At 60.8% G+C, this 23,093-nt stretch carries 21 protein-coding genes and 1 pseudogene; 11 read left to right on the top strand and 11 right to left on the bottom strand.

From position 1 onward, the window contains the following. Positions 1-99: 99 nt before the first annotated feature. The 8 genes from HKK53_RS06970 to HKK53_RS06935 form a co-directional block, all read right to left on the bottom strand. A complete protein-coding gene (locus HKK53_RS06970; RefSeq protein ID WP_169370168.1) occupies positions 100-1,062 on the bottom strand; it encodes a LysR family transcriptional regulator in 963 nt (320 codons plus the stop codon). Between the two features lie 62 nt (positions 1,063-1,124). Further along, positions 1,125-2,543 carry an ATP-binding protein gene (locus tag HKK53_RS06965; RefSeq protein WP_169370167.1) on the bottom strand — a complete coding sequence of 473 codons (1,419 nt, stop codon included), beginning with the start codon at positions 2,541-2,543 and terminating at the stop codon, positions 1,125-1,127. Continuing rightward, positions 2,540-3,202: a response regulator gene (locus HKK53_RS06960; protein ID WP_169370166.1), complete on the bottom strand. Its 663-nt coding sequence runs from the start codon at positions 3,200-3,202 to the stop codon at positions 2,540-2,542. Before HKK53_RS06960 ends, HKK53_RS06965 begins: the two co-directional genes overlap by 4 nt. Before the next feature lie 11 nt (positions 3,203-3,213). Continuing rightward, positions 3,214-3,858 carry a tetratricopeptide repeat protein gene (locus HKK53_RS06955; RefSeq protein WP_169370165.1) on the bottom strand — a complete coding sequence of 215 codons (645 nt, stop codon included), beginning with the start codon at positions 3,856-3,858 and terminating at the stop codon, positions 3,214-3,216. Next, on the bottom strand, positions 3,855-4,664 hold the full coding sequence (locus HKK53_RS06950) for an SDR family oxidoreductase (protein WP_169370164.1): 810 nt from the start codon (positions 4,662-4,664) through the stop codon (positions 3,855-3,857). Before HKK53_RS06950 ends, HKK53_RS06955 begins: the two co-directional genes overlap by 4 nt. After that, positions 4,651-5,325, bottom strand: a complete 675-nt coding sequence (locus tag HKK53_RS06945; protein ID WP_169370163.1) for a TenA family transcriptional regulator — start codon at positions 5,323-5,325, stop codon at positions 4,651-4,653. The genes HKK53_RS06950 and HKK53_RS06945 overlap by 14 nt, the downstream gene beginning before the upstream one ends. Then, positions 5,322-6,803 carry an AMP-binding protein gene (locus HKK53_RS06940; protein WP_169370162.1) on the bottom strand — a complete coding sequence of 494 codons (1,482 nt, stop codon included), beginning with the start codon at positions 6,801-6,803 and terminating at the stop codon, positions 5,322-5,324. Before HKK53_RS06940 ends, HKK53_RS06945 begins: the two co-directional genes overlap by 4 nt. Further along, positions 6,793-7,470: a thermostable hemolysin gene (locus HKK53_RS06935; RefSeq protein WP_169370161.1), complete on the bottom strand. Its 678-nt coding sequence runs from the start codon at positions 7,468-7,470 to the stop codon at positions 6,793-6,795. Before HKK53_RS06935 ends, HKK53_RS06940 begins: the two co-directional genes overlap by 11 nt. A gap of 187 nt (positions 7,471-7,657) precedes the next feature. Here HKK53_RS06935 and HKK53_RS32855 point away from each other — a divergent pair. Continuing rightward, positions 7,658-7,729 (top strand): annotated as a pseudogene (locus HKK53_RS32855) (cytochrome B); the annotation flags it as partial. Positions 7,730-8,142: 413 nt separating this feature from the next. Beyond that, positions 8,143-8,511, top strand: coding sequence for a DUF6124 family protein (locus HKK53_RS06925; protein ID WP_169370160.1), 369 nt, complete (start codon positions 8,143-8,145; stop codon positions 8,509-8,511). Between the two features lie 104 nt (positions 8,512-8,615). On the opposite strand, the gene HKK53_RS06920 is transcribed toward HKK53_RS06925, so the two are convergent. From HKK53_RS06920 to HKK53_RS06910, 3 genes are read right to left on the bottom strand one after another with little or no spacing between them, the layout of a single operon-like run. After that, complete coding sequence (locus HKK53_RS06920; protein WP_169370159.1) at positions 8,616-9,719, bottom strand: DNA alkylation repair protein; 1,104 nt, start codon at positions 9,717-9,719, stop codon at positions 8,616-8,618. Between the two features lie 25 nt (positions 9,720-9,744). Further along, entirely contained in the window at positions 9,745-10,356 is a 612-nt protein-coding gene (locus HKK53_RS06915; protein ID WP_169370158.1) for a glutathione S-transferase, read from the bottom strand. 27 nt (positions 10,357-10,383) lie between these two features. Further along, entirely contained in the window at positions 10,384-11,304 is a 921-nt protein-coding gene (locus HKK53_RS06910; RefSeq protein ID WP_169370157.1) for a MurR/RpiR family transcriptional regulator, read from the bottom strand. A gap of 311 nt (positions 11,305-11,615) precedes the next feature. Here HKK53_RS06910 and HKK53_RS06905 point away from each other — a divergent pair, with 311 nt between their 5' ends. The 9 genes from HKK53_RS06905 (at position 11,616) to HKK53_RS06865 (ending at position 23,033) form a co-directional block, all read left to right on the top strand. Next, positions 11,616-13,553, top strand: a complete 1,938-nt coding sequence (locus HKK53_RS06905) for a bifunctional 5-dehydro-2-deoxygluconokinase/5-dehydro-2-deoxyphosphogluconate aldolase (protein ID WP_169370156.1) — start codon at positions 11,616-11,618, stop codon at positions 13,551-13,553. 203 nt (positions 13,554-13,756) lie between these two features. Next, positions 13,757-14,650 (top strand): myo-inosose-2 dehydratase, encoded by an 894-nt coding sequence (gene iolE / locus HKK53_RS06900; protein ID WP_169370155.1) that lies wholly within the window; start codon positions 13,757-13,759, stop codon positions 14,648-14,650. Beyond that, positions 14,647-15,456: a 5-deoxy-glucuronate isomerase gene (iolB, locus tag HKK53_RS06895; protein WP_169370154.1), complete on the top strand. Its 810-nt coding sequence runs from the start codon at positions 14,647-14,649 to the stop codon at positions 15,454-15,456. The genes iolE and iolB overlap by 4 nt, the downstream gene beginning before the upstream one ends. A gap of 44 nt (positions 15,457-15,500) precedes the next feature. After that, positions 15,501-17,003 carry a CoA-acylating methylmalonate-semialdehyde dehydrogenase gene (locus tag HKK53_RS06890; RefSeq protein WP_169370153.1) on the top strand — a complete coding sequence of 501 codons (1,503 nt, stop codon included), beginning with the start codon at positions 15,501-15,503 and terminating at the stop codon, positions 17,001-17,003. Positions 17,004-17,026: 23 nt separating this feature from the next. Further along, positions 17,027-17,848 (top strand): TIM barrel protein, encoded by an 822-nt coding sequence (locus tag HKK53_RS06885; RefSeq protein ID WP_169370152.1) that lies wholly within the window; start codon positions 17,027-17,029, stop codon positions 17,846-17,848. An 11-nt stretch (positions 17,849-17,859) separates the two neighbouring features. After that, complete coding sequence (iolD, locus tag HKK53_RS06880; protein WP_169370151.1) at positions 17,860-19,791, top strand: 3D-(3,5/4)-trihydroxycyclohexane-1,2-dione acylhydrolase (decyclizing); 1,932 nt, start codon at positions 17,860-17,862, stop codon at positions 19,789-19,791. Between the two features lie 32 nt (positions 19,792-19,823). Beyond that, entirely contained in the window at positions 19,824-20,834 is a 1,011-nt protein-coding gene (locus HKK53_RS06875; RefSeq protein ID WP_169370150.1) for a Gfo/Idh/MocA family protein, read from the top strand. A 138-nt stretch (positions 20,835-20,972) separates the two neighbouring features. Further along, a complete protein-coding gene (locus HKK53_RS06870) occupies positions 20,973-21,833 on the top strand; it encodes a sugar phosphate isomerase/epimerase family protein (RefSeq protein WP_169370149.1) in 861 nt (286 codons plus the stop codon). A gap of 147 nt (positions 21,834-21,980) precedes the next feature. Continuing rightward, positions 21,981-23,033: a Gfo/Idh/MocA family protein gene (locus HKK53_RS06865; protein ID WP_169370148.1), complete on the top strand. Its 1,053-nt coding sequence runs from the start codon at positions 21,981-21,983 to the stop codon at positions 23,031-23,033. Positions 23,034-23,093: the final 60 nt, after the last annotated feature.

Below are 23,093 nucleotides of genomic sequence, written 5' to 3'. Positions count from 1 at the left end.
TTGAGGTATTAGACGTTGAATACCCTACGGGGCGTCTGTGTGGTGATGAAGTGCAATTTTCATAAGATGAAAATGCATGCGCTGCATTTTGATAACAAATCAGGCCTGCCTATCCGCCACATGCTGTGCCGAGTCAGCCAGCCTGTTACGCAGCCATTCGTGCCCGGAATCATGAGCATGCCGCTCATGCCAGACCATCTGCATGGCGCGTGGAGGAGAGTGCCAGGGCAGCTCCGAGGCGCACGCTGTTCCTGATTGCTGGAAAACCTTCGCCAGTGCGGCCGGCACAATCGCGGCCATCTCTGTGCCGTTCAACAGGCTGGGAATGGCCAGAAAATGCGGTTGGACGAGCTTGAAGTCTGGCGCCTTGCCAATCGAGTTGAACGCGGACTTCAACGCCGCGCGATCAAACATTTCAGTGCGCCGCGTCAACCCGCGCTCGGACAGCAAACCCTCCTCCGAACCGCCAGTCGATACGGTCAGCAACGGCAGGCGGGAAAGGGCTTCCAGTCCAATGTCGGTGCCGGCGAGCGAGTGATTCGGGGCGACCACCAGCATGTCCCGCTCCTCGAATAGCACTTGTTCGCGCAGCCGATGAGGAATGCTGGAAAAAGAACCCAGGGCGATGTCCACGCGCCCGACATCGATCTGCATGCTCAGGTCGATCCTGCTGGCAGGCAGGACGGTAACGCTGGCATGGGGTGCGTCGATGGACAGGGTCCGCAGAAAATGTGGCAGTACCACCGCCGTCATATAGTCGGTCGCGGCGATACAGAATTGGCGGTCAGTGACGCCAGGATCGAATTGATGAGGCCCCAGTGCACGCTCGATGGTGACCAGTGCATCGCGCACCAATGGCGCCATCTCCAGCGCCCGGACGGTCGGCTCCATCCCCGCGACTGTACGCACAAACAACTCGTCCTTGAGCAATGCCCGCAGTCGCGAAAGCGCATGGCTGACGGCTGAAGGGCTGAGACTGATGGCTTCGCCGGCGCGCAGCACATTCTTTTCGCGGATGACGGCGTCGAACACCCGCAGCAGATTCAGATCCAGATTTTTCATTGCGCGTCACCACGAGGCTGAAAGCAGCATCATGACATGCACGCCATGCATTCATCAGCGCTTCAACCTGCGGGTGGCGGTTCCCGGGTGGTTCGCTGCAACGGGTCATGTGGCTGGCCGTCGGGAATCGACAGCGTCGCGCGCAACCCGCCTTCCGGCCGATTCACCAGTGTGATCCGCCCTCCCAGGCGCGTCGCAATGGTGTTGACGATCGTCAGCCCCAGCCCAGCCCCTTGCGCATTGCCGCGACTGTAAAAGCGTTCGAACAAGCGCCCGCGATCCGCTTCGTCGATGCCCGGTCCCTGGTCCTCGACACTCAGGCAATAGAACCCGTCCACCTGACTTAACTGCACGGTAATCACGCCCTGTTCGGGGGAAAAGTTCGCTGCGTTGCTGATCAGATTGTTCAGCGCTATGTCGATCGCGGCGGCGTCAGCGACGATGTTGAAGGGGCGGTCGCTGACATCAAACGCCAGCTCCAGATTCTTGCTCAGCAGCCACGGCGTCAGCTGAACCAGGCTGTCGCGTACGGTTTCGGCCAGGTCGATGCGATGCAGCACCGGCGCCACGGCTTTGGGTTCGAGGCGAGCCATGGTCAGCAGTTGATTGACCAGCCGAGTGGTGCGGTCCACTCCCGAAATCAGGAACTCCAGAGACTCGCGGCGCTCCTGCTCGGTGCCGGCCTCCAGCAGGTTTTGCGCATGCACCCGCAACACCGCCAGGGGCGTGCGCATTTCGTGGGCGGCGTCGGCGATAAAGCGGCGTTCGCGGCCCAGCACTTCCTGAATCTGCGCGAGCATGCGGTTGAGCGCCGCTTGCATCGGTTCCAGCTCGCTGGGCAGGGGCGCCAATTGCAAGGGCTCCAGGGAACCGCTGTGCCGCGCCCGCAAGGTCGCCGCCATATTCGCCAGCGGCTTGAGCCCCCAGCCAATCGCCAGCCAGACCATGGCCGCCAGAATCAGGCTGCCCAGAATATTGGGCCATAAGGTATGGCGCACGATCCGGTCCACCAGGTCGGAACGCACGTCATCGCGTTCGCCCACCCAGATGCGCAAGTTGTTCTGTTTGTCTTCGAGCATGAACGCGCGCCAATGGCGGTTGTTCAGGTCCACCACATCGCTGAACCCTGGTGTGGTCGGTGGGGTACTGAAGGTGGGCGCGCTCGCGGTGTGCACCAGAACTTCGCCCTTGGGGTTCCACACCTGAAAGGCAATCTTGCTCTCATAGGGATGACCGTCGACTCGTGGCACCGCTTCGCTCAGGGCTTGATTGAACGCCTGATACAGCTCGGCGTGTTCCTTGCTGGCCAGCGGCATGCGCATCACGCCCTGCAGCAGTCGGGCGTTCTGCGCCAGTTGGGCGTCGTAGACTTCGGCGATTTCGTGGTTGCTGTCATGCAAGTTGAACACGCTGATGATCGCCAGCCCGGCCAGTAACAGGCCGATGATCAGCGTCAAGGTGCGGCGCCGGATCGACGTCATCGACGCTCCTCCACCAGGTAGCCGACGCCGCGAATCGTGCGGATCAGCTCGCTGGAGAACTTTTTGCGCAGATGATGGATATGCACTTCCAGGGTGTTGCTTTCCGCTTCCTCGTTCCAGCCGTAGAGCAACTGCATCAAGTGATCGCGGGTCATGACCCGGCCCGGTGGCGAGAGCAATTCATGAAGGAGTTGATATTCCTTGGGCGTCAGGGCCACCGGTTCGCCCTGATAGCTGACTTGCTGGGTGCCGGGGTTCAGGCTGATGCCGGCGTGTTCGATCAACACTTGGGCGCGGCCGGCGCTGCGCCGCAACAGGGCGCGCAAACGGGCCTTCAACTCGGCCAGGTCGAAGGGCTTGATCAGATAGTCATCGGCCCCGGCATCGAGCCCGGCGATCCGGTCTTCGGTGGCATCCCGGGCCGTGAGGATCAGCACCGGCAGGTTGGAGCCGCTGTCGCGCAGGCGGCGCAACACCTCCAAACCGTCCATGCGCGGCAGGCCGAGGTCGAGCACCGCCAAATCAAAGGTTTCGCTGAGCAGCGCATGCAAGGCGCTGCTGCCGTCCTGCAACCAGTCGACGGTGTAGCCCTCACGCCCCAACGCCTGATGGATACCTTCGCCAAGGGCCACGTCATCCTCGATCAGTAATAAGCGCACACGGACTCCTGTCAGTCGAGTTTCTTGTTCACGTCCACCAGCAATGTTTCGATCTCTTTGCGCCGTCCCGCGTCAGCGACTTCCCGGCCGGGGCGCGGGGCGGCTTGCAGGGCTTTTTGCAGGGCGTCTTTGGCTTCGCTGTAACGTTTTTGACGGTAGAGGTGATCGCCCCAGAAGTACAGACTATCGATGCCGTTCGGGTTCAGTTGCAAGGCCTGCTTGAGCAACTGTTCGGCCTTGTCCGAGTCGCCGAAGCCGATGGGCCAGCCAGGCACGCGGTCATACAGCGCGGCGAGGCTGGTGTAGGCCGAGCCTTGCAAGGCCTTGGGGTCCAGGGTCAGGGCTTTCTCCAGGTCGGCCTTCGCCGCTTTTGCCTTGCTCAAGGCGCCGAGACCGCCCTGGGCGCCGGCCCAACTGCTGGTGACAATCCCGGACCAGATCCAGGCTTCGGCCACCGCCGGCCGTTGCTGGGTGAACGCCGATGTTTGGGCCGCGAGCTGCTCGAAAGCAGCGGTGCGTTGCTCGGCGGCGACTTCGTACTGAATGTGCCCCCAATTTTGCTGGATCCCGGTCAAGCGTTGCTGGTCGGCGGCGTCCAGCGCCCAAACGCTCTGGCTCAATGTACCCAGCAGCAGGCAAGCGATCATTTTTTTCATGGCTTGAAGTTCTCGTTATCAGGCTTGTGACTGAGGCGGCGGATCAGCGGCAATTGCTTGCGCAGTCCCTTGTCCACCAGGTGCGGCAGCAGGCTGTTGAGGCGCACGAAAAAGCGCTCCGGCCAGCCCAGGTACAAATCGCGGCGGTCACCGGCAATCGCGTGCATGACCGCCGATGCGACGGTTTGCGGGTCGTCGACATTGGCTTTCAGCGCATCATTCAAGGCCTGCGCAGCCGCGCTGTTCATCGTCGTACGCGTAGCGCGTGGCGCGACATAGAGCACGCCGACCCGGGTGTCCGCCAGCTCCCGGCGCAGCGCTTCGGAAAAGCCGCGCAGGGCAAACTTGGTCGCGCAATAACTGGCGTAACCGGCATAACCGATGGAGCCATAAGTCGAACCGACGTTCACCACCATGGCGCTGTCGGCTTGCTTGAGCAGCGGCAGCAGCAGTTTGGTCAGGCAGATCGGTGCGCTGATATTCACCGCCAGCATGGCGTTGATCTCACTGTCGTCGAGCTGTTCCAGCATGGCGAAGTGATTGACCCCGGCCGCATTGATCAGCAAGTTGACGCCGCCGATGGCCTCGGCGGCGGCCAGGACCTTGCGGCGATCGGCGAGAAACGTCAGGTCGGCCGCGACCCAGCCCAGCTGCTGCGGATAGCGCGCAAGTAACGGCTCCAACACCTCACTGTGGCGGGCCACGGCCAATACCCGCGCCCCACTGGCGCACAGGGCGCTGGCGATCGCCAGACCAATGCCGCCGCTGGCGCCGGTCAACACCACGCGAGCCTCAGACAGGCGCATGCAGGTTCTCCCCGTCGCGCGGCAGGCCGCGGAACATGTCGGCGTAAAGCCTGTAGACGACTTTCGAGGCGTGAATGACGGCCGCCTGGTCGGCCGGGTCGTCGAGGGTGTTCATCAGTCGGCGATAGGTTTGCATGTGCTCCACATCCAACGAGCCATGAGAACTGAGGTAGCTGAAGGCGCTTTCCGGCAACACCAGGCGCTCACGAATGCTGCCCGCCGCGTGGGTGGCCAGGGCGATGCTGGTGCCTTCCAGCACGTTGACCATGCCGAACAATCCCACCGGGTTGTCCCGGGCAATCAGGTCGTAGAGGAAACTGACCATCAGCTCAATCGGCAACGACGGACGCCCGTCGCGCACGGCTTCCTTGTCACCGCCGCAGGCCTCGATGTCATCGAGCACCCACTGTTCGTGGCCGTATTCGTCCTCGATGTATTCGCAGACGGCTTTGCGCAACCATTCCAGGCGCGACGGTAGACGAGCGCCACACGCCATCATCAACGGCACGGTGTGGCGTACGTGGTAATAGGCTTGCGCGAGGAAGGCGCGGTAGCTGTCCAGGCTGACGTTGCCTTCGAGGGCGTCGCGAATGATCGGCAGGTTGAACAGCGCGTGGCGTTCCTGCTGGGTGGCTTCTTGCAGCGTGTCAAAAAAGGTCATGATGCGGATTCCTGCGCGAAAACAGATTCAGTGAGTGGCGCTCGGTAACGCTCAACGATGGCGTCCCGGCGCGGTCGGCCATTGGCGGTGAGCAAGCCGTTGGCGGGTGAGAAGGGTTGATCCAGGCGCGTCCAGTGATGGACCTGGGCGTAATCGGGCAAGGCCTCGTTGGCTTCGGCCACGGCAGCGGCCAGGTCGGCGTCGGTGCAGTCCGGGCGATGGGGCCAGAGCAAGGCGTGGTTGCGCGGCATCGCTTCGCCGTAGACGAAAGCCTGGGCGATGTGCCGACGCTGAGTCAGTTCGGCCTCGACCCATTCGGGATTGACGTTGCGCCCGAAACTGGTGACGAACTGATGCTTCTTGCGACCCTTGAGGTAGAGAAAACCCTCGGGGTCGAACTCGCCGAGATCGCCGCTGGGCCACCATTCATCACCGTGTGGCGCCTCGCCCAGATAGCCAAGCAGGGTCGAGTCCTTGATCAGCACTTCACCGTCTTCCGCCAGGCGAATCTCCACGTGGGGCAGGGGCCGGCCAACGCTGCCGGGGCGGCGTGCGCCGGGCCGGTTCAGGCACACCACCGACGCGCATTCCGACAGCCCGTAGCCTTCGTAGATCGGCAAGCCTGCACGTTGCGCGCGGTGCAACAGTTCCTCGGACACCCGTGCACCGCCGACCGCCGCGAAGCGTAGCGAATGTGGGCTGAAGGCTTTTTGCTCGGCGGCGCTGACCAGTAGCAACAGCAATTGCGGCACCAGGATCAGACTCTCGGGCGCACGGCTGGCCAGGCAACCGAGCAGCTTCGGCAGGTCGACGCCGCTGGCGCCCTGGATGCCCAGGGTTTTTTGACTCGGCACGCTCAACGTTGCACCGGCATACAACGCGGCGTAACAGCCGATGTTTTCCAGCAGGATCGCCAGGGGCAGCAGCGCCAGGTGATGCTGCGGATCGGTCGGTTTACTGGCCTGATCCAATTCGCGCGCAACCCGCAATATGCTTTCGGCGCTCAGGCAAACACCCTTGGGCGTGCCGGTGGTGCCTGAAGTAAAGGTCAGCTTGGCGGTGCCTTCGTGCATCGGGTTTGGGCCATTGAAGGTGCGACGCCAGAACTCTCCGCTTTTTTCATACCCGGCGGCTTGCAGTTCGACTTCCAGATCCGGCCCGGCAATCACCCGTTCGGCCTGGCTTTGCTCCAGGCAATGCTTGCGTTGCGCGGGGCTGAAAAACGGCGGCAGCGTCAGGCAGGTCAAGCCTTCGAACAGCGCGGCGAGGTCCCAGAGCATCGCTTCGGTGCCATTGTCCAGCGCCAGTGCGACAACCTTGACGTGTTGGTCACGCAGACGCTGCTGGCGATAGATCACTTCAGCGTAGAGCGTGGCGTAGTCCACTTTCAGTTGATCACCCCACAAGGCGATGGCGTGTCCCTTGCGTTCGGCATGACTGCGCAAGGTCTGTTTGAAGCGCTCGACTTCAGGCGACATGACTGGATTCCTCCAGGGACGACGGCAACCCCAGGCGATTGAACATCCCGATGTTGCGCAAATGAATGAACCCGGCGCGGATGTTGCCGACGTGGACCCAAGGCTTGCTTTCGTAATAACTGCCCCAGTTGTGCCGGTCATCGCCCAGCCGCTCGGGATCGGCGGCGCAGAGGGTGACCGGTTTCAAACCGAGGCGATGGAAGCTGTTCACCAGGCCGATATTGCCGGTGAACGCCACCCATTCCAGGCCGCCCATGGCCAGCAGGTAGGTGATGGCGATGATGCTCAGGCGCGCGCTGCCGGTGTCGCTGGCGGCCAGGTTGCCCACCTCGACGATGCCGGCGCGATCCACCGGGCGGTCGGCGGCGGCACTGATCAGCGGATCGATGGATTCGTCCAGGTAGCGCTCCAGAAACAGCGGCTCTTCATCTGCCCGACGTACACCGGCCACGGCGCAGAGCTCCCCGTCCGCGTTGCTCATGCCGAACAGCTCCGGCATGAAATGGCGGATATCGGCCCCGTGGGCCTTGCGAAAACGTTGCTGGATATAGGCCTCGAAAACAGCGCGCTGAGGCCCATCCGGCAATGCTCTGGCCAGACTCATCGGCGGGGTTTCGGCTTGGCCGAAGTGCAGCGGCAAGGGGATGTTCCAGTCGAAGTCAGGCATTGAATGGCGCCTCCCGGGATAAGTTTGGGAGGAGTATCAGAGGCATTTCTTAACGGAGTCTGAAGGTGGCGCAAGGAGGTTGCCCAGGCACCTTCAGATTGCCTTAAGGCGGGGCGGGCAGGGTGGCGTCGGTCGAACCAGGCTGCGCGAATGAGTCGCCAGCCACTGTGAATTCATGAGGCCCGTTATGACCCGCGATTCAACTGCTCATCGCTATGGAAAACTGTCGATCACCCTGCATTGGCTGATGCTGGCGTTGTGTTTTTCGTGGGCCAGTCGGATCACCGCGCCGCTCGCTCCTGCGAAGGCGGGCGTTTAATGGTGCGTTTAACGACACTCGGTGTTACGTCATAAGCGGCTACAACGCCTTGCGCCGTTGCCTACGCGTACGCCAGAATCCGCCGGCTTGTGCGGCTTTGGGGCGGGCTATATCGTTTCCCGGTCACTGAAAAACAGTGATCGGGTTTGGTAGCCCGCCTCGAAACCGTCGCATGGCGACACCTTATGCAGTCTCTTTTTGGGGACTCAGCTTTATATGGTGGGCATGCGTGGGGCTCCTTGTGAGCGCCGGGTTTCCCGTTTCGACCGGTCTACCAACCCACGTATGGCCGCCACCCTTCGTTTGGTAGCGAGGGTGATGGCTCCTTAATTTTCGAAACCGGAGCTTCATCTATGTTCAAAGTAACGCCCAACCCCCCAGATACTGATCCAGTACCCTACGACGCTTCTTTTGATCTTGATCCCCAAAAGCTGAAAGCGTCGGCAGACCGCGCACTCAACTACTACCTCAACCCCGGGGCGACGAAAACGCAGATACCGCCCTGCAAATCCGGCACCTTTTTCACCATCGACGCAGCGGTGGATGACGAAACGTTGCTGGTTGAGGTCTACGAATCGTTGTCATCGGCCCGCAAGATGGTCAACGATCTCGTTGAGCTGACGGACGGCCCGCGACGCCACACGATGCTGGTGCTGCACCGGACGCTGCTGATGGGTGAGCTGGCGGTCAATCGCGTACTGGATAACCACAAGCCCGGCTAATCACCGGGCCCTGTAGGAGCGAAGCTTGCTCGCGATGGCGTCAGGTCTGACACACCGCGTTATCGTTCATCGCGAGCAAGCCTCGCTCCTACGGGGATCGTATTTCAGGGGAGGATTTCAAATGAGGTACTGGCCAGCCGTTCGCCGTTGACCATGATGTGCACGGCATGTTCGCCCGCGTAATGCCGGCGTGTGGTTAGTTCCTTGATTTGCTGCCCACGGCTCACGTGTTCGCTGGCATGGCCGGTCAGGGTCAGTGCTTTGAGCTTGAACACCTTCGCGGAAGTGCTGCCGTTGGCTTTGACGTAATCAATCGCATAGTCGATCACCAGCCGCTGACTGTCCGGCACTGTGGATTTCACAGTAAAAGAGAGCGTGATTTTCTCCCCAAGCCGAATAACCTTCGGTTCCACTTTCACATCAATGATCTCAACCTCAGGCTTCCCACCCGCCCCAATCACCGCCAATGCCCGCTGATTCCCCTGTTTGATCAAACTGCGCAATGCATGCTTGGCAATCCACGCCGTGTGCTTGTTCTCCAGCGACCAGCCCTCAATCAAATCCAGCACCCAATCGGGATGATCCTTGGTGATGTCATTCAGGTGATTGGCCACGGACTTGCGCACGTAAAGGCTTTCATCAGCCTTGAGATTATCGAGAATCGCCGCCGCCAACGTCGGATCCGCCTGAATCGGTTCCAGGCGAAACGACCACGGCAAGCGCGGCCGACTGCCTTCACTCGCCAGACGCCGAACGTGTTCGTTTTCATCCAGCGACCACACCTGCATCAACGCCAGCGAGCGCTCAAGATCGCCGCGCAGAAAATGCCGGATCGCGAATTCGGAAGATCCGAACGAGGTGAAAAACTTGAGCGCTTCCATCGACTGTTCAAAGTCATGAGCGCCATACATAGCGACGTAATTCGGCAACGAGATGCTGACAAATCCGCTGTTCAGCCGAGGGGCGAGGGCGCGCAACACGTCGAGGGATTCTGCGTAATCCAGCGGCAACACCGCATGCAGACACTCACTGACCCGTGCCATGCGCTGCATGATCGACAGTTCAGCGAGGCCTTCATTGGCCATCTTCAGGAAGGCCTTGGCGTTGAACGCCGGGTAAACCGCCGTCATTTCGGTCGCGATGTGCTTGAGGCGCTCGGCGTTGAAGATTTCCTTCAGCGCCGGGGCGGATTGTTCAGCGGCAGTCATGGGCGAATCCGTGAAGAAGGGCGGCTCAGGTTATCGGGGTAGCGATGAACGCCTCAAGCTTTTCCGCCTGCGCGGTGAAATGAGCGATGTGCGGGAAGCGTGCGGCATCGACCTGATCCGGGACTACCAGATTGGTGAAGCTCCAGGCGACCGCGACGGTAATGCCGTCCTGGGCAATCTCGGAATCATTCAACAGCGGCTGCTTCGCTAGCTCCCGCTCCAGCGCCGAATAGGCCGCCGCGAGTTGCCCTTCAACCCGCTCAACCCACGGCTGATACTGAATATCCGCCGGTCGCAGATTCCGCTCGTAGTAAAGCTGCACCGACTTCTCGCACGCCGCCAATGCCAGACCAATCACCCGCAACGAACGCAAGCGTTGCTTCAGATCGCTCGACATCAAGCTTTTCGACGGGCCGGCAAGGGCTTCGAGATAGTCGATGATCAGCGTCGAATCCATCAACACTTCGCCATCATCCAGCACCAGCGTCGGCGCCTTGACCACCGGGTTGATCTGCTGGAATTGCTCGAAGTGGCGGAACACCGACACCGATTCATGTTCCAGGTCGATGCCCAACAACCGGGCGGAAATAGCCGCCCGACGCACATAGGGCGAATCCAGCATGCCGATCAGTTTCATCAACGTTCTCCTGTAAACGCTTTGATGTCAGTCCTCAAACCCCACCTGTTCGTGAATCTCATCCACCTTCAATTCCAACCGATACGCCACCGCAATAAACAACGCCTGGCACAAACACAACGTCGCACTCAACGACCGAAACGCAAACGAACTGCCTTCATTGACCAACAACACCGTGCTCGCCCGTTTGGCCAAGGGTGAGAGGTTGCTGTCAGTGATGATCAACGTTTTCGCCTGATGATGCTGGGCGATGCGCAGGCAGTGCTGGGTCTCCTTGCCGTAGGGCGTGAAGCTGATGGCGATCACCAAATCATTGGCGCGCACGCTGCGCATCTGCTCGCGGTAGCTGCCGCCGAGCCCGGACACCAGGTGAATGCGCTTGTTGGTGTGTTGCAGGTTGTAGACCAGATAGTCGGCCACGGCGAACGAACGACGCACGCCGACCACGTAGATGTTGTCGGCATTCACCACCAGATCGACGGCTTTGTCGAAGGCGACATCGTCGAGTTCCATGCCCAAGCGTTCGATGCCCGACAGCGTGGCGTCGATGCACTCACGCGCCAGATCGCCGCCGCTGGCCTTCTGCGACTTGTTGGCGATCATGCTGCGGATGCGCTGCTGGTAGTTCTGCACCGGCGTGGTCTTGTGCGTGTACGCCTCGCGGAACAACGCCTGCATCTCGCTGAAACCGCTGAAACCAAAGCGCTGGGAGAACCGCACGATGGCCGACGGGTGCACTTCGCACTCACGGGCAATGTCGCTGATGCGGTCGACCATGATCCGGTCGCTCTGCTGGCTCATGTAGGTGGCGATGCGTTTGAGCTGGCGCGGCAGGCTTTCGTATTCGTTGGTGATCAGCTGCAGCAAACGCTCGGCATTGATCGGTGGGCTCTCAAGATCGCTCTCGGGCGTGCTCTCGGTCGTGGCCGGCTGATCGGTGCGGGACATAAAGGATCCTTCTGGCTTGTTCTTATAGGAATGACGAATCGGTCATCCCCTGACAATAGGTTGGCTGTGCGCAGTCTACAGGGTAGGCCGGAATAAAATCTTGAGCTTGCCGTCGGCATACATGCTGCTGAAACGATGCACTGTGCTCTGGAACGCTCGTACCGGAGTTTATTGGAAAAAATATTCCACGTAAAAAATATATAGAATAAATATTGATTGTTCGGTCCCGGTCGTTTTAGTCTGCATCCACCAAGAGTGTTCGGCACGTCCATCGTCCCGAACGCAGGCTGATAAAAATAACAGGAGCCAGCATGGGCCAGACTCGTTTTGCCAGTGGGCGTCAATTGGATCTGATTTGCCTGGGGCGCCTTGGCGTCGACCTTTATGCGCAGCAAGTCGGGGCGCGGTTGGAAGATGTTTCAAGCTTCGCCAAGTACCTCGGTGGGTCGTCCGCCAACATCGCGTTCGGCACCGCCAGGCTGGGCCTCAAGTCGGCGATGCTGAGCCGGGTAGGGGACGACCACATGGGCCGTTTCCTGCTCGAATCCCTGGCTCGCGAAGGGTGCGATGTCAGCGGTATCAAGGTCGATCCGGAACGCCTGACGGCCATGGTCCTGCTGGGCCTCAAGGATCGCGAAACCTTTCCGCTAGTCTTCTACCGCGAGAACTGCGCCGACATGGCGCTGCGGGCCGAAGACATCAGCGAAGCCTTTATTGCCTCCAGCAAAGCCTTGCTGATCACCGGCACCCACTTCTCCACTGACGGCGTCTACAAGGCGAGCATCCAGGCCCTGGACTATGCCGAGAAGCACAACGTCAAACGCATTCTGGACATCGACTATCGCCCCGTACTGTGGGGCCTGGCGGGTAAGGCCGACGGTGAAACCCGATTCGTCGCCGATCAGAATGTCAGCCAGCACGTGCAGAAAATCCTCCCGCGTTTTGACTTGATCGTCGGCACTGAAGAAGAGTTTTTGATTGCCGGCGGCTCCGAGGATTTGCTCACCGCTTTGCGCAATGTGCGGCGCCTGAGTGACGCGACGTTGGTGGTCAAGCTTGGGCCGCAAGGTTGCACGGTGATTCACGGGGTGATTCCGGTGCGTCTCGAAGACGGTGCGATCTACCCGGGCGTGCGGGTCGAAGTACTCAACGTCTTGGGCGCAGGCGATGCCTTCATGTCCGGGTTCCTCGCCGGTTGGCTGGAAGACGCCAGCGACGAGCGCTGCTGCCAGTTGGCCAATGCCTGCGGTGGGTTGGTGGTGTCGCGCCACGCCTGCGCCCCGGCGATGCCGACCCGCGCCGAACTCGACTATTTATTCAACAGCCCGGTACCGATCACCCGGCCGGATCAGGACGCCACGCTGCAACGTTTGCATCAGGTCAGCGTGCCGCGCAAACAGTGGAAGCAACTGTTCATCTTCGCGTTCGACCACCGCGGGCAACTGGTGGAACTGGCGCACAAGGGCGGACGCGACCTCAACGCGATCTGCGAACTCAAGCAACTCTTTATAAAGGCTGTGGAACGGGTTGAAGCCGATTTGCGCGAGCAGGGCATCGAGGCTGATGTCGGCTTGCTGGCCGATCAACGCTTCGGCCAGGACTCGCTGAATGCCGCCACCGGGCGTGGTTGGTGGGTGGCGCGGCCGGTGGAAGTGCAAGGTTCGCGGCCCTTGGCCTTTGAACACGGGCGCTCGATTGGCAGCAACCTGATTGCCTGGCCACAAGAGCAAATCATCAAGTGCCTGGTGCAATTTCATCCGGACGACGAGCCGCTGTTGCGCTTGGAACAGGAAGCGCAGATCAAGGGTTTGTATCAGGCGTCCCAGGTCAGCGGGCATGAACTGCTGCTGGAAATCATCCCGCCCAAGGATCACCCGTCGGCGCACCCGGACGTGTTGTATCGCGCGCTGAAACGCCTCTACAACCTGGGTGTTTACCCGGCGTGGTGGAAGATCGAAGCGCAAAGCGCCGAGGAATGGAAACAGCTGGATGAGTTGATTCAGGAACGTGATCCGTACTGCCGTGGGGTCGTGTTGCTCGGCCTGAATGCCCCGGCGGCTGCCTTGGCCGAGGGCTTTCAGCAAGCCAGACAGAGCCAGACCTGTCGCGGGTTTGCCGTGGGCCGGACGATTTTCCAGGAGCCGAGCCGGGCGTGGATGGCCGGTGAAATCGACGATGAAACGTTGATCCGCCAGGTGCAGGGCACGTTTGTCGAGTTGATTGATGCCTGGCGTAGCGCCCGCAACTGAATAAATTGCCTGAGTGGTCGTGCTTTTTGTGGCGAGGGAGCTTGCTCCCGCTGGACTGCGAAGCAGTCCCAACTCAAACAACCCAGTGTTTCAGGTAAACCGCATCCACAGGTTTACGGCTGCTTCGCAGCCGAGCGGGAGCAAGCTCCCTCGCCACAAGTGATCGGTTGAACATTTTAGAAAAAACAATAAAAGGTGCAGCCATGCCCGCTATTCGAATTGGCATCAACCCGATCTCCTGGAGCAACGACGACCTGCCGTCCCTCGGTGGCGAGACGCCGCTGAGCACCGCGTTGAGCGAAGGCAAGGAAATCGGCTACGAAGGTTTCGAACTCAACGGTAAATTCCCCAAGGATGCCAAAGGCGTCGGTGACGTGCTGCGGCCTTACGATCTGGCGTTGGTCTCCGGCTGGTATTCCAGCCGTCTGGCCCGCCGTTCCGTGGCCGAGGAAATCGACGCCATCGGCAGCCATGTCGAGCTGCTGGCGAAGAACGGCGCCACGGTGCTGGTCTACGGCGAAGTCGCGGACTCCATTCAAGGCCAGCGCATTCCACTGGTCGAACGCCCGCGCTTCCACACCGAACAGGCGTGGCAGGAATACGCCGACAAACTCACCGAACTGGCGCGCTTCACCCTGTCCCAGGGCGTGCGCCTGGCGTATCACCACCACATGGGCGCTTACGTCGAATCCCCGGCGGACATCGACAAGTTGATGGCCCTGACCGGCAGCGAAGTCGGCCTGTTGTTCGACTCGGGCCATTGCTACATGGGCGGCGGCGAACCGTTGCAGGTGTTGCGCAAACACATCGAACGCATCTGCCACGTGCATTTCAAGGACGTGCGCAAACCGGTGGTGCAATTGGCGCGCAACAACCTGTGGAGTTTCCCGGACTGCATCATCAACGGCACCTTCACGGTGCCGGGGGATGGCGATATCGACTTCGGCGCGTTGCTCGACGTGTTGCTGGGCGCCGATTACCACGGCTGGTTGGTGGTTGAAGCCGAGCAGGATCCGGCGGTCGCGCCGAGCTACATCTACGCCAAGAAAGGCTACGACACCTTGCGTACCTTGCTCGACGAGAGGATTGCATTATGAGCCTGCTGGTCAAAAGCAATGCCCGTGGCCGGACCATGGTCGAGTTGGGCAATGGTGAGCTGGAATACGTTGGTTTCGCCGCCTACCGCTTGAGTCTCGGCGAAACCTTGCCGGTGTCGGCGGGCGATAAAGAATTGTGCCTGGTGCTGCTCAGCGGTCGCGTCAGCATCAAGGGCGAAGCGCCGGGGCAGGGCGCGTTTGACTGGGACAATATCGGCGATCGGCAATCGGTATTCGAAGACAAATCCCCCTTCGCCGCTTACTTGCCAAGCGGCAGTCAAGCGCAAGTGGTCGCACTCAGCGACGTGCAAATCGCCGTCTGCGCTGCGCCCGGTTCATCCGCCGACAACCTCGGCCCGCGTCTGATCAAACCCGAGACCATGAAACGCAGCGTGCGCGGTAAGGGCGCCAACACTCGCTACGTCTGCGACATCCTGCCAGACACCGAACCCGCCCATTCGCTGCTGGTGGTGGAAGTGCGCACGCCGTCCGGGCATTCGTCGAGCTACCCACCGCACAAGCACGACACCGACGACCTGCCGCACCAGAGCTTTCTCGAAGAAACCTATTACCACCAGATCAACCCGCCCCAGGGCTTCGTGTTCCAGCGGGTCTACACCGACGACCGCAGCATCGACCAGGCCATGGCCGTGGAAAACAGCGACCTGGTCGTGGTGCCCAAGGGTTACCACCCGGTCAGCGTGCCGTACGGCTACGAGTCGTACTACCTGAACGTGATGGCCGGGCCGAAACGCGTCTGGCAGTTCCATAACGATCCGCAGCACAGTTGGCTGCTGGATCTTTGAACTGAAAAGCCTGAATTCCAACCTTTGCACGGAGAACAAGAACAATGAGCAACGCCCCGGTTTTAGGCCATTACATCAACGGCCAGGTGCAAGACAGCGGCAGCGAACGCTTCAGCAACGTGTTCAATCCAGCCACCGGTGCGGTGCAGGCGCGGGTCGGATTGGCCAACGAGAAGACCGTCGACGAAGCGGTTTCCTCGGCACTAAAAGCCTTCCCGGCCTGGTCCGAGCAATCGTCTCTGCGTCGCTCCCGGGTGATGTTCAAGTTCAAGGAACTGCTCGACCGTCACCACGACGAACTGGCAGAAATCATCAGCCGCGAACACGGCAAGGTGTTCTCCGACGCTAAGGGCGAAGTGACTCGCGGCATCGAAATCGTCGAATACGCCTGCGGTGCACCGAACCTGCTGAAAACCGAATTCAGCGACAACATTGGCGGCGGCATCGACAACTGGAACCTGCGTCAGCCACTGGGCGTTTGCGCCGGGGTCACGCCGTTCAACTTCCCGGTGATGGTGCCGCTGTGGATGATCCCGCTGGCACTGGTCACCGGTAACTGCTTCATCCTTAAACCGTCCGAGCGTGATCCGTCGGCCAGTTTGCTCATGGCCCGTTTGCTCACCGAAGCCGGATTGCCGGACGGCGTGTTCAACGTGGTCCAGGGCGACAAAGTGGCGGTGGATGCCTTGCTGCAACACCCGGACATCGAGGCGATTTCCTTTGTCGGTTCGACGCCGATTGCCGAGTACATCCACCAGCAAGGCACCGCTCGCGGCAAGCGTGTGCAGGCGCTGGGCGGGGCGAAGAACCACATGATCGTCATGCCCGACGCGGATCTGGACCAGGCTGCCGACGCCTTGATCGGCGCGGCTTACGGCTCGGCGGGTGAGCGCTGCATGGCGATTTCGATTGCTGTGGCGGTGGGCGATGTCGGCGACCAATTGATCGCCAAGTTGCTACCACGCATCGACCAATTGAAAGTCGGCAACGGCATGCAGGGCGACAGTGACATGGGGCCGCTGGTCACCGCCGAGCACAAGGCCAAGGTCGAAGGCTTTATCGGCGAAGGCGTGGCCCAAGGCGCACAACTGATCGTCGATGGCCGCAACTTCAAGGTGCCGGGGGCCGAGAATGGTTTCTTCGTCGGCGCCACGTTGTTCGATAACGTCACGACCGAGATGAGCATCTACCAGCAAGAGATTTTCGGTCCGGTGCTGGGCATCGTCCGCGTCCCGGATTTCGCCAGCGCCGTGGCGTTGATCAACGCCCATGAGTTCGGCAACGGCGTGTCCTGCTTCACCAGTGACGGCGGCATCGCCCGCGCGTTTGCCCGCACCATCAAGGTCGGCATGGTCGGCATCAACGTGCCGATTCCGGTGCCGATGGCCTGGCACTCATTCGGCGGCTGGAAGCGCTCGTTGTTCGGCGACCACCATGCCTACGGCGAAGAAGGCATTCGTTTCTACAGCCGCTACAAAAATGTGATGCAACGCTGGCCCGACAGCATCGCCAAAGGCCCCGAATTCAGCATGCCAACCGCCAAATAATTCACCTGCGGAGAACAACAATAATGAGCAAGCCCCTGCGTTTCGCCCTGAACCGTATGGTCGCCCCACGTTTGTCCCTGCCGGCGTTCATTGAGCTGGCGGTGACTCTCAAGGCCGACGCCATCGAGATCCGCAACGACCTTAAAGGCGTTGAGATTGAAGACGGCACCGCGCCGGAACGCGTGCGTGAATTGTGCGCGGCCAAAGGCATCACCGTGCTGTCGATCAATGCGCTGTACCCGTTTGATGTGTGGAATGACGAGCGCCGCGCGCAAGCCTTGAAGCTTGCCGCGTATGCCCGGGATTGCGGCGTGCAAGGCTTGGTCATGTGCCCGTTGAATGATCGCGCCGATAAGCGCAATGAAGCCGAACGCGCTTCGGGGTTGCGCACGGCGTTGACTGAGTTGGCGCCGATCCTGCGCGATCACGGCATTCTCGGTTTCATTGAACCGCTGGGGTTTGAAGAGTGCTCGCTGCGGCGTAAACGCCCGGCGGTGGATGCGATCAAGGCCATCGGTGGTTTGGATGTGTTCCGGCTGGTGCACGACACCTTTCACCATCACCTCGCCAGTGAACAGGAGTTTTTCCCTGAGCTGACCGGGTTGGTGCACATCTCCGGGGTCGAGGAGGCCGAAGCACCGCTCAACAGCATCCGCGACGGCCATCGAGTGCTGGTGGGCGCGGGCGACATTCTTGGTAACGCGGCGCAGATCGAGACGTTGCTGGGTAGCGGTTACAGCGGCTACCTGTCGTTCGAGCCGTTTGCCGACAGCGTCCATGGCCTGGCGGACATAGAACAGGCGATCGGCGCGAGCATGAACCACCTGCAAAAATCCTTGGCCTGAAAGGGGCGCACATGACCACTACAAGACTGACCATGGCCCAGGCCCTGGTGAAATTCCTCGATAACCAGTACATCGAGGTCGATGGGGTCCAGAGCAAATTCGTCGCCGGGGTCTTCACCATTTTCGGCCACGGCAATGTGCTCGGTCTGGGCCAGGCCCTTGAGCAGGACAGCGGCGACCTGATCGTCCATCAGGGTCGCAACGAACAAGGCATGGCCCACGCCGCCATCGGTTTCGCCAAGCAACACCTGCGGCGCAAGATTTACGCCTGCTCCTCATCGGTCGGCCCCGGCGCCGCGAACATGATCACCGCTGCCGCCACCGCCACGGCCAACCGCATCCCGTTGTTGCTGCTGCCCGGCGATGTCTACGCCTGCCGTCAACCGGACCCGGTGCTGCAACAGATCGAACAGTTTCACGACCTGAGCATCAGCACCAACGATGCGTTCAAAGCCGTGAGCAAATACTGGGATCGCATCAACCGTCCCGAGCAACTGATGACCGCGGCGATCCACGCCATGCGCGTGCTCACCGACCCCGCCGAAACCGGCGCCGTGACCCTGGCCTTGCCGCAAGACGTGCAGGCCGAGGCCTACGACTACCCGGATTACTTCCTGCAAAAACGCGTGCACCGTATCGAACGGCGTCCGGCCACCGAAGCGATGCTTGGCGATGCGTTGGCGCTGTTCAAGGGCAAGCGCAAGCCGCTGATCATTTGTGGTGGCGGGGTGCGTTACTCCGGGGCCAATGCCGCGTTGCAGGCTTTTGCCGAACGCTTCGACATTCCCTTCGCGGAAACCCAGGCCGGCAAGAGCGCGGTGGTGTCCAGCCATCCGCTCAATGTCGGTGGCATCGGCGAAACCGGTTGCCTGGCGGCGAATCTGCTGGCCAAGGATGCTGATCTGATCATCGGCATCGGCACCCGCTACAGCGACTTCACCACGGCGTCGAAGTCGTTGTTCCAGCAACCGGACGTGCAATTCCTCAACCTCAATATCAGCCCTTGCGATGCGTTGAAACTCGACGGCGTGCAACTACTGGCCGACGCCAAAACCGCTCTGCTGGCACTGGCCGACGCACTGGGCGATTACCGCTCCAGCTGGGGCGATCAACCGCGCCAGGCCAAGGCGCAACTGGATGAGGAAGTTGATCGAATCTATCAGGTCGACTACCAGGCCAAGGATTTCGTCCCGGAAATCAACGACCACATGGATCCGGCCGTGCTGCGTGAATTCATCGAACTGACCGGTTCCTGCCTGACCCAGAGCCGCGTGCTCGGCGTGCTCAACGAAACCCTGGCCGACGACGCGGTGATCGTCGCCGCCGCCGGCAGCTTGCCCGGCGACTTGCAGCGCAGTTGGCGCAGCAAGGGCGTGAACACTTACCACGTCGAGTATGGCTATTCCTGCATGGGTTACGAGGTCAACGCCGCGCTGGGCGTGAAGCTGGCCGAGCCGGATCGCGAGGTCTACGCACTGGTCGGCGACGGCTCCTACATGATGCTGCACTCGGAGCTGGCGACCTCGATTCAGGAGCGGCGCAAGATCAACGTGGTGCTGCTGGACAACATGACCTTCGGTTGCATCAACAACCTGCAGATGGAACACGGCATGGACAGCTTCGGCACCGAGTTCCGTTTCCGTAATCCTGAAACCGGCAAGCTCGATGGCGGCTTCGTCCCGGTGGATTTCGCCATGAGCGCGGCGGCCTATGGCTGCAAGACTTACAAAGTGAACACCGTTGAACAGCTGCAAGCGGCGCTGGCCGATGCTCGGTTGCAGAGCGTTTCGACGCTGATCGATATCAAGGTTCTGCCCAAGACGATGATTCACAAATACCTGTCGTGGTGGCGGGTCGGCGTGGCGCAAGTCTCCACCAGTGCGCGCACCGATGCCGTGGCCAAGACCCTGAACGAACGACTGGCGAAGGCTCGTCAGTACTGATTGCCCTCAATCCAATAAGCGGGAGTGTTTATATGTCTTTGAAGATCGGCGTCATCGGCACCGGGGCCATCGGCCAGGACCATATTCGTCGTTGCAGCCAGACCTTGCTCAATAGCCAGGTCGTCGCGGTCACCGACATCAATTTGCAGCAAGCGGCGAAAGTCGTGTCCGACCTGAAGCTGACCGCCGAGGTCTACCCCGATGGCCACGCGCTGATCAAGGCGCCGGAAGTCGAGGCGATCCTCGTCACCTCCTGGGGTCCGAGCCACGAAGAGTTTGTGCTGGCGGCGATTGCTGCGGGTAAACCGGTGTTCTGCGAGAAGCCCCTGGCGGTCACCGCCGAGGGCTGCCGCAAGATCGTCGAAGCCGAAGTGGCCCACGGCAAGCGCCTGGTGCAGGTCGGTTTCATGCGCCCGTACGACGAAGGTTATCGCGCCCTCAAAGCGGTAATCGACAGCGGCCAGATCGGCGAACCGCTGATGCTGCACTGTGCGCACCGCAACCCGACCGTGGGCGAAAACTACAAGACCGACATGGCCATCACCGACACGCTGATCCATGAACTGGACGTGTTGCGCTGGTTGCTCGACGACGATTACGTCTCGGTACAAGTGGTGTTCCCGCGCAAATCCAGCAAAGCCCTCGCACATTTGAAAGATCCGCAAATCGTCCTGCTGGAAACCGCCAAGGGCACGCGGATCGACGTGGAGGTTTTCGTCAATTGCCAGTATGGCTACGACATCCAGTGCGAAGTAGTGGGGGAGACCGGCATCGCCAAACTGCCGGAGCCGCAACAGGTGCAATTGCGCAGCGGCGCGAAATTGTCGAATGCGATTCTGATGGACTGGAAGGATCGGTTTATTGCCGCGTATGACGTTGAACTTCAGGCCTTCATTGATGGCGTTCGCGCGGGCCAGGTGGGCGGTCCATCAGCATGGGACGGTTTCGCCGCTGCAGTAGCCGCAGACGCCTGCATCGAAGCGCAAAACAACGGCCAGATCGTCAAAGTCAGCCTGCCGGACCGTCCACACTTCTACGGCTAACCGCTGATCGTTCCCACGCTCCGCGTGGGAATGCATCCCGGGACGCTCCGCGTCCCAAGAGCGGACGCAGAGCGTCCATGGCGGCATTCCCACGCAGAGCGTGGGAACGATCAGCGTCAGGTGAAGGAGAACAAGAACATGCGCATCGCACTAGACCCCTACATGTACCGCAGCCTGTCCCTGGGCAAGATGGTCGATAAGGTCGCCGAACTCGGTTACGAGCACATCGAGCTGTCACCCCGCGAAGACTTCCTGCCGTTCTACAAGGCCCCGCGCGTCGACAAGGCGCGGATCAAGGAGTTTCGCAAAGCCTTGAGCGATACCGGGGTCAAACTCTCTTCCTTATTACCGATGTACCACTGGGCTGCCGCCGATGAAGGCCTGCGGGTCGCTGCCGTGCGCAACTGGAAGCGCGCGATCCAGATTGCCGTGGAGATGGACTGCGAACTGGTGAACACCGAGTTCACCGGCCAGTCGGACAACCCGCTGGTCTGCGAAAACCAGTTCATGCGCTCCATGGACGAGCTGATCCCCGAGTTCGAACGCGAAGGCATCAAGCTCGACATTCAGGCTCACCCGTACGATTTCTGCGAGCGCAACAACGAGTCGGTGGACATCATTCGTGGGCTGGATCGCGACTGGATCAACTACCTCTACGCCGCGCCGCACACGTTTTTCTATGACGACGGTGTCGGTGATATCGCCTCGATGCTCAAGTACGCCGGCTCCAAGCTGAGCCACCTGATCATCGCCGACACCTACAACCACAAGGCGTCGTCGGGGTTGCGCTACATCGTCAACCCGCCGGGCGTCGTTGCCACCGTGCATCAGCACCTGGACATCGGGCAGGGTGAGGTCAATTGGGAGGCGTTTTTCAGCACGTTGCGCGAGATTCAATTCGATGGGATTGCCACGGTCTCGGTGTTTGCGTGGGAAGACCGGCCGGATGAGTCCAACCGGATGATGCTTGAACGGGTCAAAAGCGAACTCTGCCGCTAACGACCACCGCATTACCCTGTAACTGATCGCTCCCACGCTCCGCGTGGGAATGCAGCCCGGGACGCTCCGCGTCCCAAAAGCGGACGCAGAGCGTCCATTGATGCATTCCCACGCAGAGCGTGGGAACGATCAAGAAGGAGTTGAATCATGCGTATCGGACTTGTCGGTTACGGCCATGGCGGCCGGTTTTTCCATGCTCCGCTGCTCAGCAGCTTGCCGGGCGCCACGTTTGTTGGCGTGGTCACTCGCTCCCCGGAGCGCCGCCAGTTGCTGGCCACCGAACACCCCAACGTGCCGGCCTTCGACAGCATCGGCCAACTGGTGGAAGCCGGGATCGACGTGCTGGTGGTGTCCACGCCGCTCAAAGGTCGCCCGGCGCTGGTGCTCGATGGCATCGAGCACGGGGTGGCGGTGGTCAGCGACAAACCGTTCGCCGCCGATGCGCAACAGGCGCAAACCCTGATCACCATGGCCGAGCGCCAGGGCGTGCGGCTCAGCGTCTACCAGAACCGGCGCTGGGATTCGGACTTCCTCACCGTGCGCAAACTCATTGAGTCTGGCGCGCTGGGGCAGGTCACGCGTTTCGAATCCCGGGTCGAACGCTATTCGCCGCAAGCGGTGAACAATGGCAGCGGCGGTGGTTTCCTGCGGGATTTGGGCAGCCATCTGGTGGATCAGGCGTTGTTGCTGTTCGGCCCGGTCACCAAGGTCTACGCCGAATTGGAATACCTGGAAAAAGACCAGACCTACGACAACGGTTTCTTTATGTCCCTGACCCACGCCAACGGCGTGACCTCGCACCTGGGCGGCAGTTGCCTGCAAAACACTCCCGGGCCGCGTTTCCGGGTCACCGGCACCCAGGGCTGCTACAGCGTCGATGGCCTGGACGGGCAGGAGGCGTCGGCGCTGGCCGGGCGCTCGCCAAAAACCGAAGGCGAGCGCTGGGGCGTGGAAGAACACCGGCGCTGGGGCTGGTTCGAACAGGGCGAAGTGCGCGAGCGAGTTCCGTCCGAACGAGGCTGCTGGAACCAGTTCTATTTACAGCTACAAACCGCGTTACAGAGCGGTGGCCCACTGCCGGTGGAGGCCCGTGATGCACTGGCGACCACCCGTGTTCTGGACGCTGCGCGCTTGAGTGCCGAGCGCCGGCAAGTGGTGGATTTGGGCCAGTTTGATCACCGTGGAATAAAATCAGAATAAAATTCTAAAATGAGTTGATATAGAAATTATATTCCAATAGAGTCATTTCCAGCGACCTGC

Origin of the sequence: Pseudomonas sp. ADAK7, assembly GCF_012935675.1 — a bacterium.
In the GTDB taxonomy this organism is placed as follows: Bacteria; Pseudomonadota; Gammaproteobacteria; order Pseudomonadales; family Pseudomonadaceae; genus Aquipseudomonas.
This window is presented reverse-complemented; position numbering and strand designations above follow the sequence as displayed.

Bases quoted from the DNA above. Each gene is read 5' to 3' on its own strand.
- HKK53_RS06970 (WP_169370168.1), bottom strand. From the start codon at position 1,062: ATGAAAAATCTGGATCTGAATCTGCTGCGGGTGTTCGACGCCGTCATC.
- HKK53_RS06965 (WP_169370167.1), bottom strand. From the start codon at position 2,543: ATGACGTCGATCCGGCGCCGCACCTTGACGCTGATCATCGGCCTGTTA.
- HKK53_RS06955 (WP_169370165.1), bottom strand. From the start codon at position 3,858: ATGAAAAAAATGATCGCTTGCCTGCTGCTGGGTACATTGAGCCAGAGC.
- HKK53_RS06950 (WP_169370164.1), bottom strand. From the start codon at position 4,664: ATGCGCCTGTCTGAGGCTCGCGTGGTGTTGACCGGCGCCAGCGGCGGC.
- HKK53_RS06945 (WP_169370163.1), bottom strand. From the start codon at position 5,325: ATGACCTTTTTTGACACGCTGCAAGAAGCCACCCAGCAGGAACGCCAC.
- HKK53_RS06940 (WP_169370162.1), bottom strand. From the start codon at position 6,803: ATGTCGCCTGAAGTCGAGCGCTTCAAACAGACCTTGCGCAGTCATGCC.
- HKK53_RS06935 (WP_169370161.1), bottom strand. From the start codon at position 7,470: ATGCCTGACTTCGACTGGAACATCCCCTTGCCGCTGCACTTCGGCCAA.
- HKK53_RS06925 (WP_169370160.1), top strand. From the start codon at position 8,143: ATGTTCAAAGTAACGCCCAACCCCCCAGATACTGATCCAGTACCCTAC.
- HKK53_RS06920 (WP_169370159.1), bottom strand. From the start codon at position 9,719: ATGACTGCCGCTGAACAATCCGCCCCGGCGCTGAAGGAAATCTTCAAC.
- HKK53_RS06915 (WP_169370158.1), bottom strand. From the start codon at position 10,356: ATGAAACTGATCGGCATGCTGGATTCGCCCTATGTGCGTCGGGCGGCT.
- HKK53_RS06910 (WP_169370157.1), bottom strand. From the start codon at position 11,304: ATGTCCCGCACCGATCAGCCGGCCACGACCGAGAGCACGCCCGAGAGC.
- HKK53_RS06905 (WP_169370156.1), top strand. From the start codon at position 11,616: ATGGGCCAGACTCGTTTTGCCAGTGGGCGTCAATTGGATCTGATTTGC.
- iolE (WP_169370155.1), top strand. From the start codon at position 13,757: ATGCCCGCTATTCGAATTGGCATCAACCCGATCTCCTGGAGCAACGAC.
- iolB (WP_169370154.1), top strand. From the start codon at position 14,647: ATGAGCCTGCTGGTCAAAAGCAATGCCCGTGGCCGGACCATGGTCGAG.
- HKK53_RS06890 (WP_169370153.1), top strand. From the start codon at position 15,501: ATGAGCAACGCCCCGGTTTTAGGCCATTACATCAACGGCCAGGTGCAA.
- HKK53_RS06885 (WP_169370152.1), top strand. From the start codon at position 17,027: ATGAGCAAGCCCCTGCGTTTCGCCCTGAACCGTATGGTCGCCCCACGT.
- iolD (WP_169370151.1), top strand. From the start codon at position 17,860: ATGACCACTACAAGACTGACCATGGCCCAGGCCCTGGTGAAATTCCTC.
- HKK53_RS06875 (WP_169370150.1), top strand. From the start codon at position 19,824: ATGTCTTTGAAGATCGGCGTCATCGGCACCGGGGCCATCGGCCAGGAC.
- HKK53_RS06870 (WP_169370149.1), top strand. From the start codon at position 20,973: ATGCGCATCGCACTAGACCCCTACATGTACCGCAGCCTGTCCCTGGGC.
- HKK53_RS06865 (WP_169370148.1), top strand. From the start codon at position 21,981: ATGCGTATCGGACTTGTCGGTTACGGCCATGGCGGCCGGTTTTTCCAT.